Origin of the sequence: Filimonas effusa (genome assembly GCF_004118675.1) — a bacterium.
GTDB lineage: Bacteria > Bacteroidota > Bacteroidia > Chitinophagales > Chitinophagaceae > Filimonas > Filimonas effusa.
Map to the genome: position 1 here is coordinate 1487105 of NZ_SDHZ01000002.1, position 11894 is coordinate 1498998.

Annotated in this window: 9 protein-coding genes; 4 read left to right on the forward strand and 5 right to left on the reverse strand. The window is 47.1% G+C overall.

Going from position 1 to position 11894, the window contains the following annotated elements; genetic code table 11:
* Positions 1-61 precede the first annotated feature (61 nt).
* From ESB13_RS17195 to msrB, 3 genes are all read right to left on the reverse strand, one after another.
* The gene (locus tag ESB13_RS17195; RefSeq protein ID WP_129004856.1) at positions 62-4324 is read right to left on the reverse strand and encodes a hybrid sensor histidine kinase/response regulator transcription factor; all 4263 of its coding nucleotides are present in this window, start codon (positions 4322-4324) and stop codon (positions 62-64) included.
* 139 nt (positions 4325-4463) lie between these two features.
* Complete coding sequence (locus ESB13_RS17200) at positions 4464-4916, reverse strand: hypothetical protein (protein ID WP_129004857.1); 453 nt, start codon at positions 4914-4916, stop codon at positions 4464-4466.
* A gap of 741 nt (positions 4917-5657) precedes the next feature.
* The gene (msrB, locus tag ESB13_RS17205) at positions 5658-6215 is read right to left on the reverse strand and encodes a peptide-methionine (R)-S-oxide reductase MsrB (RefSeq protein WP_129004858.1); all 558 of its coding nucleotides are present in this window, start codon (positions 6213-6215) and stop codon (positions 5658-5660) included.
* Positions 6216-6370: 155 nt separating this feature from the next.
* Between msrB and ESB13_RS17210 the strand changes: the two genes are divergently transcribed.
* From ESB13_RS17210 to ESB13_RS17220, 3 genes are all read left to right on the forward strand, one after another.
* Positions 6371-6949, forward strand: coding sequence for an adenylate kinase (locus ESB13_RS17210; RefSeq protein ID WP_129004859.1), 579 nt, complete (start codon positions 6371-6373; stop codon positions 6947-6949).
* A 99-nt stretch (positions 6950-7048) separates the two neighbouring features.
* Positions 7049-7585, forward strand: coding sequence for a hypothetical protein (locus ESB13_RS17215; RefSeq protein ID WP_129004860.1), 537 nt, complete (start codon positions 7049-7051; stop codon positions 7583-7585).
* 14 nt (positions 7586-7599) lie between these two features.
* Positions 7600-8292 (forward strand): lipase family protein, encoded by a 693-nt coding sequence (locus ESB13_RS17220; RefSeq protein ID WP_164974254.1) that lies wholly within the window; start codon positions 7600-7602, stop codon positions 8290-8292.
* Positions 8293-8349: 57 nt separating this feature from the next.
* Here ESB13_RS17220 and ESB13_RS17225 read toward each other — a convergent pair whose 3' ends face one another.
* Positions 8350-8571 (reverse strand): hypothetical protein, encoded by a 222-nt coding sequence (locus tag ESB13_RS17225; RefSeq protein ID WP_164974255.1) that lies wholly within the window; start codon positions 8569-8571, stop codon positions 8350-8352.
* Positions 8572-8648: 77 nt separating this feature from the next.
* A complete protein-coding gene (locus ESB13_RS17230) occupies positions 8649-9593 on the reverse strand; it encodes a 6-bladed beta-propeller (protein WP_342772675.1) in 945 nt (314 codons plus the stop codon).
* 234 nt (positions 9594-9827) lie between these two features.
* On the opposite strand from ESB13_RS17230, the gene paaZ reads away from it, so the two are divergent.
* The gene (gene paaZ / locus ESB13_RS17235) at positions 9828-11876 is read left to right on the forward strand and encodes a phenylacetic acid degradation bifunctional protein PaaZ (RefSeq protein WP_129004864.1); all 2049 of its coding nucleotides are present in this window, start codon (positions 9828-9830) and stop codon (positions 11874-11876) included.
* Positions 11877-11894 lie beyond the last annotated feature (18 nt).

Consider the following 11894-nt stretch of genomic DNA (forward strand, 5'->3'; position numbering starts at 1 on the left):
AAGCTACACTGAGGATGCACAGCAGAGGTGTAGCGTTTGTTTCGATGTAGGGGGGATTTTGTTAACCAGCTTTATATTTAGATGGGAGGACGCCATACTCCTCTTTGAAGTAGCGTGCAAAGTTTTTGGGGTCGTTAAACCCTACTTCGTAGGCAACTTCAGCCACGGTAAGCTGTGCTTTTGACAGGAGAAGGGCTGCTCTTTTCAGGCGCATTATCCTGATGAACTCTATGGGTGTTTTGCCGGTTAGGGAAAGCAGTTTTTTGTAAAGGGCGACCCTGCTGATATGCAGGGAACGGCTCAGTTCTTCTACCGAGAAGTTTGTGTTGCCGATATTTTGTTCCACTACGGCCAGGGCCTGTTTCATAAACTGTTCATCGACAGGGGTCACCGCGATTTCGGCGGGGTTTATTTCGAGTTTTTTTCGGAATTCGCGGCGGATCTGTTTTCTCTGAGCGAGGAGGTTGCGGAGGCGTGACAGTAGTATTTCGAAGTTAAAAGGCTTGGTAATGTAGTCGTTAGCGCCGGTCTCGAAGCCTGCCAGTTGTTGTTCTTCGGTTGCCATAGCGGTTAACAACACTACAGGGATATGGCTGGTACGCGGGTCGTTTCTGACTTTGCGGGCCAGTTCAAGGCCGTTCATGAGGGGCATCATAATATCGGTGACTACGAGGTCGGGGTGTTGTGACTGCACCTGTTGCCATCCTTCTTTGCCGTTGGCGGCTTCGATGATGGTAAAGTAAACGCCGAGGTTATCTTTCAAGTAAAAGCGAAAGTCTTCGTTGTCTTCGACCAGGAGGAGTTTGTTTTTCCTGGAGGTTTTTCCTATTAATGGTTCTTCCGGTTCAGGGTTTTCCGATTCGGGATAAAGCAATTCCGGCTGGCCTGTTTCCGGAGGGTTGGTTTCTGCCTGTTTTGTTCCGGGCGCGTATTCGCGGCTGGTTATGGCGGGCAGGAGCAAGCTGTTATTTTCCGGAGACTTCAGGGCGTTGTTTTCTATCATCGGCAATGGCAGGGCAATAGTGAAGCAACTGCCTTTGTTCACTTCGCTGGTTACTGTAATGGTACCGTTATGCAATTTTACAAATTCGCGGGTAATGGCGAGGCCTATGCCGCTGCCCTGGTTAATAACCGCGTCGGCGGTATCGACCTGGAAGAAGCGTTCAAAGATGCGGTCCTGTTCTTCGGGGGCGATGCCAATGCCGGAGTCGCGAACGGAGATGCGCAAAGTTGTAACAGAGGCAGGTTGAAGACCGGCTGCCACGGGCGCATTACCGGGGCCGGGCATCTCAACAGGCATGTTTCCCTGAATTACGCCGGAGGAAGAGGGCACCATGGAAGATGTGGCGGCAGCGGTGATGTCAACACTTACCTGGCCCTGCTGCGGTGTGAATTTGAAGGCGTTGGATAACAGGTTGAAGAGTACCTTTTCGAGTTTATCCTTATCGAAACGGGTAGGGAAGCCGGGTATTTCGGACGAAAAGCTTAGGGTGATGTCTTTTTTTTCCGCGATATCGGAAAAGGAGGTTACAACTTCTTTTGTGAAGCTGATGATATCGGCTTCAGCGGGGATGAATTTAAATTCCTGGGTTTCGAGTTTACGGAAATCAAGTAGCTGGTTTACCAGTCCGAGTAAACGTTTTGCGTTGCGGCGGATGAGTTCGAGCTGTTTTTTCTTTTCCCCTTCTGCGGCATTAATGACTTTGTCGAGGGGGGCGAGTATAAGGCTCAGGGGAGTTCTGAATTCGTGGCTGATATTGGTAAAGAAGCGAATTTTCATCATGTCTATTGCATGGAGGTGTTGTGCTTCTTTCTGTTGTTGTTCTATTCTGAACTTTAGGCGCGTTCTTGCCACAATTATACGGCGTGCTGCCATGAGGACCAGCAGGATGAACAATGCATACAGCAGGAAGGCAATCCATGTATTCCAGAATGCAGGGCTGATGATGATGGTGAGGGCGGTTTCTTTTTCGTTCCATCCGCCGTTGCCATCGGCTGCCTTTACTTTAAAGCGATAAGTGCCGGCGTCGAGGTTGGTATAGCTGGCCCTGCGCTGGCTGCCGTTTGTTACGACCCATTCTTTATTAAATCCTTCCAATTTATAGGCATATTCATCTTTGGCGGATTGCGCAAAGCCCAGTTCTGCAAATTCAATGGCGAAGTCTTTTTCTTTATACCTGAGCCTGATAGTATCGGTAGCGCTGATAGTTTTGGTAAGCAGGACCCTGCCATTGAGCGTATCGCCTGCCTGAACGCTTTTATTGAAGACCAGGAAATCGGTGAGAGCGATTGGGGCCTGTGACTTAGCAAGCCTCACCTGTGCGGGGTCAAAGATATTGAAGCCTGCGGGGCCTCCGAAAACGAGTTCGCCGGCAGCAGTTTTAAGGGCAGCGTTTTCATTGAATTCGTGTGCCTGCAGGTTATTAAGTTCATCGAAGTTCCTATGGCGGAACTGGTAGGCGCCGTTTTTATTTTTGTATACGGAGATATTACCGATACCTGAAGGAGTACTGATCCAGACCTGCTGCTGGTTATCTTCGAGGATGGTCAATACCACGTTATCGGGCAGGCCATCTTCTTTACGTAGTGTGGCAATAAATTTATTGACGGAGGGGTCGAAGATGCTGAGGCCTTCGCGGGTGGCGGCCCAGATGAGGCCACGGCTATCCTGGCGCAGGTCGAGTACGAGATTGTTGGCCAGAGAAATCGTGTGGCCGGGCTCGTGCTGGTAATGTGTAAAGTTGCCTGTGGTGGTGTTAAGTACGTCGATGCCTTTGGCTGTACCGAACCATAAGTTCTGTTGTTTATCCTGCAGGATGGCAGCGATGTAGGTATCGGCAAGGCCGTTCTTTTTGCCTGGCGGGAAGTGGATGAAATTGCGGCGGGATGAGTCGAGTTGATCGACGCCTGAGGAGAGCGTACCTATCCAGAGGTTCTTGTTTTTATCTTCGTACAGCTCCCAGATATTGTTATCGGCTATGCTGTTGGGGTTGGCGGGGTTATGGCGATAGTGTGTAAAGGTTTTACCATCGAAGCAGTCGAGGCCACCGAAGAAAGTGCCGATCCAGAGTTTCTGGTTGTGATCGATGCAAAGGCTTACCACTACATCGTTACAAAGGCTGTTATTATCGGTGGGGTTGTGTTTGTATTGTTTGAAGCTGCCTTGTTTCCTGTTATAATAAATGAGTCCGCCGCCGTTTGTTCCTATCCACCAGTTTCCTTTTGTATCTTCTGCGAAGCGGTTCACATCTTCATAGGGGAGGCTATGGGGGTCGGCGGGGCGGTTTTTGACGACGGGGAATTTGAAGAGACTTTCGTTATAAAAGCAGGCTCCTTTTTTATAAGTTCCGAGCCAGATGATACCTGCAGGATCTTTATAAACGGCGCTGATGCTGTTCTGGCTAAGCGTTTTATCGTCGTTTGGATCGTTAAGCAGCCATTGAACGGAGAAGTCTTTTTTGTTAACGAGCGTAACGCCGCCATGATCTGTAGAGATCCAAACGGCGCCGTTATTATCCTGGGTAAAGCCTACTACGATGTCTGCTGTAAGCTTATGTTGTTTTGCTTCTTTGTTAAAGTGCAGGAGGTTTCGTGAAGCGGGGCTGAAGCACCAGGCGCCGCGGGGGCCTGCGCCGGCGGCGAGCCAGAGGTCGTTTTGACTATCGGCGAAGAGCAGCCAGTTAGCGGCTGCCGAGGAGAGATGAGTGAGCGTATCGGACCGGAAGAGGAGTTTAAGGTTATTTCTATCTCTCGATTCGATACGTCCGTTCTGGTAAACGAGCCAGAGGTTTTGCTGCGTATCGAAGGTAAAGGCGGCGATGCCTGGGATACGCAGTTTACGATTACCGGGGTAACTATAGAGCCCGGATCGATAGAGAAACCAATAGGTTTCTTTCTGATCTTTTATAATATTCCTTACTGTGTCGACGGGCAGGTTCCATTGTTGCAGCAGGGTGTTGGTATTACGGGAGAACCGGTTGGATGCGGGGTTGAAGAGAGAGGCACCTGAGGCGGTATGAATCCAGAGCGTATTGCCTGGGGCGTTGAAGAGGTTAACGATAAAGTTATCGCTGAGCGAGGTATTGTCGTTTGGGTTCTGGTGAAAGGTTTTGAAGTTATAGCCGTCGAACCGGTTAAGTCCGGACATGGTACCTATCCAGATGAAGCCCTGTACATCTTTGATGATGGCATTGACCTGGTTATGCGAGAGACCTTGTTGGTTATTTATTCTTGCAAACTGGTATTTTTCCTGTTGCGCTTTGAGGTTATGCGACAGGATAAAGGATAGCGCAAGCCAAGATATTGTTTTTGATAGTAGCGACATGCCTGGCAAACAAACGGTGAGCAGCTAATATATTTAAAAAAAGCCACCAGTGTTATTTATATGGCAAAGTGCCGTAGTTAGATGATGCTACGGCACTTTGTAAAAAGTAACAACCTTAAGTAAGACAGGCATTTATGTGTTAGTTCCTGCTAGTATTTTTTTGTTTTTTTATTTCATTCAATCTCTTGTTGCGGGCGATCTGGATATCATCGACGAGGACAGAGATGTCTTCATCGGACAGTTCATCGACGTCGAAATGGGAGACGGCCCCTTTGTCGGACGCAACGGAGAGGATACGGGATCTTGTAGCCCACCAGAAAATAAGCTGGAAGACGCCTGCGATAATGAGGAGTTGGGACTGGCTTGCGGGATCGGCGACCCAGAGGGTAATGCCGAGCAGGAGGCAGATAACGCCTGAGAAAAGCAGCAGTCTATAACCGCGGCGTTCTACGTTTACGTTATTCACCTGTTCCAATGGCAGGTCGGTGCTACCGTGGTCCATATCATCAATATGTATTCTGCGGGTTGTAAGAACGAATTCTTCTTCGTTAACAGCGAGGAGTTGTTCTTCGCCTGGCATAATCGTAGTCATAGTGGGTATATTATATGATGAGACATTCTTGCCTAAATCGTATACTACCGGTGCCTGCTATGATAGTCGCCCAATAATTGCCAGGTAAAAACTGGCAAGCAATCTCAGACCGTTTTAGCGGTTTCTACATGTAGCCCATAAGCGGGTCAGACTATGTTGAAGCACCGTTTCTGACCCCTAATTTAAGGTGTTTTATTGTTTTGTGCAAATAACCGGAGGCATGATTTACATCAGCGATCATGATCAGTGGAGCGGGGAGCAGGGAGTGATCTTAAGCAGTTGAAAGACGGCTAAAAGGGGGTATTGCAGACAGAAAAGCGGGGCAGATGGGGAGTGGGCTTGTTGAGGCGTTAAAATGGGCTCCGGCGGCGTGTCCCGGTGGGATTGGGTAAGCGGGTAAGGCGAGGGATGTTAAAAAGATGATAATACCCTGTTTCAAGGGGCAATTGCGACAACCAGGGGTTACCGCATTACGTACATAAGTTAGAACCGCCAACAAGCTATCATTATAACATTTGGCATAGATCCATTATTGAAGAGATTAAAATTGGTGTTTTTCATAGGTTAGCAACAGGCCTATCCTTTCCAGGATCCGGGCCTTTTTTTTGACCAGATGTTGGGATTAGGAATGAGGTTATGCCGGGATATAAAGAGCGAAGCCGGAGATTTGTGATCTCCGGCTTTGTTTTATGACCTTAGCTGGTAAGTATGTAGCATTTTGTATGCTTTCTCTATTCCAGCCTAGTGTTTTTTGTTGTAATCATCGGCGGCGGCCTGGGCTTTTTCGAAGTCGAGGACTACGCCGTTGATGCAGTAGCGAAGACCTGTTGGTGGCGGGCCGTCGTTAAAGACGTGGCCGAGGTGAGCTTTACATCTGCCGCAGGTAACTTCGGTACGTTCCATGCCGTGGCTGTGATCGGGGGTATAGATCACAGATGCTTTGGAGATGGGTTCGTAGAAGCTGGGCCAACCGCAGCCGCTTTCGAATTTGGTGTCGCTTTTAAAAAGCGGGTTGCCGCAGGCTGCGCAGTAGTAGGTACCTATATCCTTAGAGGTTTCGAACTTACTGGTAAAGGGCCGTTCGGTGCCTTTATTGCGGGCTATTTCATACACTTCGGGGGAAAGGATCTTTCTCCACTCATCATTGCTCAGTACTACTTTTCCGGTATCGGTACGGGAGTAGACCTGCGATTTTTTATTTGCGCTGTCCATAGTTCCTTTTTGATTGTTGTTGCTTTGTGCGTGACAACTCTGCATCAAACAGTTTGCCAGCAGGAGGAGGCTTAATAGTTTCTTCATAATCTGACGGATTGGCAACTGAAAGCTGCCTATTTTCAAAGTTACCCAATAACAAATGCATATACGTCAGGGTTTTCGGCTACGATTGTGAAGAAATTGGGAAATTTTGGGCATCGGATAGTATATTTGCTACTCACACAAGCATTTTATGCCACATGTTTAATCTGATCTTATTTGGTCCTCCGGGAAGTGGGAAAGGTACCCAAAGTGAAAAACTGATTGCTAAATACGGCCTGAAGCATTTAAGTACAGGCGATCTTCTGAGAAGTGAAATAGCCCAGCAAACGAAGTTGGGTTTAGAAGCCAAAAGCTTTATCGACAAAGGAGAGTTAGTTCCTGATGCTGTAGTTATAGGCATGATAAAGAGTGCGCTTGAGGCGAACAGTTCCGCCAAAGGCTTTTTATTTGATGGTTTTCCGCGAACGCAGGCCCAGGCAGTAGCATTAGATGAGCTGCTGGCAGAATATCAGGCAGAGATAAACGTAGTGCTGGCGCTTGAGGTAACCGAGGAGGAGCTGGTAAAACGTTTGCTGAACCGTGGTTTAACAAGCGGCCGTACCGATGATGCTGATGAAACTGTGGTACGTGCGCGTATCGTAGAATATCATAAGAAGACCTCTGTTGTAGCCGATCATTACCGCAAATTTGACAAAGTGGTAACAATAGCGGGCGAAGGCAGTGTAGACACGATCTTTGGAGCGTTGAGCGCTGAGATCGACAAGAAATTAGGTTAGTTTCTTTATCATTATAGCCAGATACCAATTGTAGAGTCCTGCACCCAGTGCGGGATTTTACGTTTATAGCGTATTATTGGGGACTTATATCCTGATACTATGTTACGCATTTCATTCCTGGCGCTGGGCTGTCTGCTGTTTGTTAGCAGCGAGGCGCAGCAAACACCGTCTTCGCTTTTATCTTCCATGGCATTGTCGCGGCCGGCTTCAGCGCCTGCAGTTCCTGTACAGCCAACTGTGTTGGCAGATATGGGATTGCGTTCTACTCAAGTTGTTTATAGTAGCTATTCGACAGGAGGGGACTCCAAACAAGACCATTCCGCACCTGCGGGCTCTTTTGATACTGCCTTATATTCTGATCTGCTTCATCTGAATATGAAGTATATAGGGGATACTACGCAGCAGCAGTATAAATTTTCTACCGGTGTTTATACCAGGTTACTGCGCTCGCCTGAGGTGGGGTTGTATAACCTGTGTGAAGTGTACCAGCGGAACGATGGAACAGCCATTATCAGTCTGAGAGGAACGATTGGGAAGGCAGAAAGCTGGATGGAGAATTTCCTGGCGGCGATGCTGCCGGCTACCGGCAGTTTACAGCTAACAGACAATACACGATTTGTTACCAGCTGGCAGTAGATTCGCAGGCTTATGTGCATGCGGGCTGGCTGATAGGGCTAGCTTACCTCTCCCCTTTCATCGATAAAAAAGTTGACTCCTTACTGGCGGCGGGCACCCGTTCTTTTATCGTTACGGGTCATAGCCAGGGCGGCGCATTGGCCTTTCTGACCACATCTTACCTGCATTATAAGTTTGGCAAGCGTTATCCTGACCTTCAGCTAACGGCTTATTGCAGTGCGGCGCCCAAGCCGGGTAACCTGTATTATGCTTATGACTTTGACTATATCACACGTGGCGGGCATGGTTTCAGAATTGTAAATACAGCAGATTGGGTACCGGAGACGCCGGTATCGGTACAGACCATCGGGGATATGAAATATCCCAATCCGCTGGCTGATGCCAAGACGACCATACGCAAGCAGAAATTCCTGGTAAGGCTGGTGTTGAACAGTATGTATGGCAAAATGAACCGGCGGTCGCTCAAGACCATGAAGACTTACAGGAAGTACCTGGGGCATACTTTGTTCAAACGCGTGACTGCCGTGCAGCCACAGCTCCGGGAGCCTTCGTTTGTGTATAGCAGCCATTATATAACGGCCGGGGCGCCTATAATTTTACCTGCAGACAGCAAGTATTATGAGCAGTTTGTTTTTGACGGGAAGAATGTGTTTGTGCATCATAGTTTGCAGGCGTATTTGTATTTGCTGAACAGGTATTCGCGTTAAGGAGAAACAATATCCTTGTTACTATTATTTTGTTTTTTCCCAAATTTTCTGGGGAAATTAATCTTTCGGCGGCACTTTTTTTACCCAAAAGCTATCCGGGATACTATTTTCCATGGGGAAAATAAAAGTATACTTCTTTTTCAAACCGAGTTTGCTGACTTCATAAATAGAATAATCATAGGGCCGGCTATAGAATACTGAAGTATCGTTCCCGGTTTCGTAGAACGGCAGGTGATGTTCAGACATACAGTCTTCCGGTGTTATCATTTCGTTTTTCATATTATAGGGGAGAAACCCCGCAACCACACTATCATTGTGTGTGAGGAATATTTCATGGATCCGGCCATATATTTTTTCTATGTAATATTATTTTCATCTACTATTAACAATATCAGGTTAGAAGCATTATTTGTTTTTATATGGTATTCCCTCATAAGAGTCGTCAACTCTTGCTCGTTCATCATTCTAGGGTTGATAATAAAGAAAGCCTTGTTATGATTGAAATGAATGGGATTAGGAAGCAGCCCACCTTGGGCCACGGACTCAATTTTCGTGTAGTTCCTTACCTTTATTGAATCGGTGATATTCACGATAATGGAGCGACTGTTCTCAAGGCTACCGAATTCAGAAGAGCTAAGCGATATTTGGTTGCTACCAATACGCAGGTTGTAAATAAGCCCATCGTATTTTACCGCACCCGGCGAAATAGCCTGATCAAACTGTTTACGAGTGCTCAGTGTTACTATATGATCATAGGGAAGTCTATTTTTACCAAAATCGAGGAACCAATATGGAATGGCTTCTTTGTTTTTAAGCTTATAGACAATATTGTCATAACCATAATGGAAAAACAATTCGCCTTCATCGTTTACCTGAAAGTTGTCATTATTTGAAGTACGATCAAAAAAATTCCGGGATTCGCAGAATCCACTTTTAGCAGTTTTGAGATCTTCGGACAACAGTAACAAATTATATTTGTTACCTCTGAATTCAAAAACACCTTTCTTTTTATTTTCGGGGAAGCAGCCATAAACCCAGTATCCATCTTTTGAATGATAGAAGGCCAAAAAATAGAATTCGGACAGAACTTCATTCATCAATTCACCACTGGTATTAAACCGCAGCAACTTCCTTTCAGGAAGAGAAAAGATTTCGATTAAATTGGTTTCGGGGTAATATACCATATCCGTAATTTCCATAAACTGTCCTTTTCCGGAACCGGCCCGCCCTATTCTTCTTATAAACTTTCCTTCCCTATTGAATAGCATAACCGATTGCGCTGGCTTATCCAAAATGATCAAAAAGAATCCGTAGCATATAGCTTAGTTGCACAACCAACAAAAACATCATCCCTGGTTTAGTTAGTCATATTTTCTCCTATTTTGATATAAACCAGCTATATTTTAACATTGCACTATTCTTAACAAAACAGATAGATAAGCAGTTGGTCAGGCACTTCAAGATCAAAAAATGGTCTTCAGAATTGCCAATAGATGCTTATGTATCCTTAGCTTTGCTAACAAACGATAGCTTTTATGAAGAAACTGGAAAACTACCTTTCCGGCCGTTGGATCACGGGAGACGGTGAAGGGCAGGCATTAACTGATGCGGTTACGGGGGAACTGATTGGTTATGCCAGCAGCCGTGGTCTTGATTTTGGATCGGCATTGGCTTATGGCCGTGAAAACGGAGGGGCTGCTTTGCGGAAGATGAGTTTCCAGGAACGGGGTTTAATGCTGCGTGCATTAGCCATGCACCTCAGGCAGCATCTTGAGCAATTTTACACTTTAAGTTATAAAACAGGGGCTACGCGCGGTGATAGCTGGATTGATATTGAAGGCGGTATCGGCAATTTATTTGCCTATGCTTCGCTCCGGCGCAAGTTGCCGGATACTACTTATTGTATTGACGGCGAGGGCCATCAGCTGGGCAAGGAAGGCAGCTTCATGGGACAGCATCTGCTGATTCCGAAGGAAGGTATAGCCGTGCATATCAATGCGTTCAATTTCCCCATATGGGGGATGCTGGAGAAGATTGCGGTGAATTTGCTGGCGGGTGTGCCTGCCATAGTGAAACCTGCAACGCTGACCAGTTATTTAACCGAAGCAGTAGTTAAGGAAATTGCAGCTTCGGGCATTTTACCTGACGGCGCTTTACAACTGATATGCGGCAGTGCGGGGGATTTATTGGATCATGTCACTGCGCAGGATGTGGTGACCTTTACGGGTTCTGCCTCTACGGGGCAGTTATTACGCACGCATTCCAGGATATTATCGCAGAATGTTCCTTTTACGATGGAAGCGGATTCCTTAAATTGTATTGTGCTGGGTGAAGATGTTACACCGGGTATGCCGGAGTGGGATATTTTCATTAAAGAAATCCGCAAAGAGATGACTGTTAAGGCGGGACAGAAGTGTACGGCTATACGCCGCATTTTTGTTCCATCGGAGAAGATTGAAGATGTACAGCTGGCGTTGGGCAAGGCTTTATCGCAAATCGTGATTGGCAATCCGCTGCATGAGAAGGTGCGCATGGGCGCACTGGCAGGTATGGCGCAGCGGGAAGAGGTAAGGAGCCAGGTTCAGCGGCTGCTGGCAGGTTCGCAGATCATTTATGGCAGTATGGATAGTGTGGAGCTGGTAGATGCTGATGCTTCGAGAGGGGCTTTTATGAGTCCTTTGCTTTTACTTAATGAAAATCCTTTTGATAATACGGCAGTGCACGAGGTGGAGGCTTTTGGTCCTGTTGCCACGCTGATGCCTTATGACAGTACGGAAGATGCCATTGGTTTAGCCAGGATGGGCAAGGGTTCGCTGGTTAGTTCTATTGTAACGGCCTCACCTTCTATTGCACGCGAGTATGTTACCGGTGCCGGCGCCTGGCATGGAAGGATACTTATTCTGAATGAGGCCTGTGCGCGCGAAAGTACGGGGCATGGTTCTCCCCTGCCATTGCTGGTGCATGGCGGCCCCGGAAGAGCTGGCGGCGGTGAAGAGATGGGAGGACTGAGGGGGCTTAAACACTATATGCAACGGGTAGCGGTACAGGGATCGCCCAGTATGCTTACCGCCATTACGGAGACCTATCATGCGGGCGCCAGGCAGCTGGAAGATGTGGTTCATCCTTTCAGAAAATACTTTGAGGACCTGATTGTTGGTGAGACACTGATCACTGCCAAAAGGACGATCACGGAAGCTGATATCAGCAATTTTGCGAACCTGAGCTGGGATCATTTTTATGCACATACCGATCATACTTCGCTGGAGGGGACTTTGTTTGAAAAGCCTGTAGCGCATGGGTATTTTATCATGAGCGCTGCTGCGGGGTTATTTGTCGATGCTGCAAAGGGGCCGGTATTGCTGAACTACGGCATAGACGATCTACGTTTTTTAAAACCTGTATATGCAGGCACAACAATTGGGGTAAGATTAACAGTAAAGGAAAAGATTAACCAGGAAAAGCGCGAACCGGCAGATATTGGCAAAGGGATTGTAAAATGGTATGTAGACGTTTACGATCAAACAGGCGAACAGGTAGCGGTCGGCACCATTTTAACGATGGTGAAGAAACGCGATCAATCATAAATAACACTTAAAAACCAA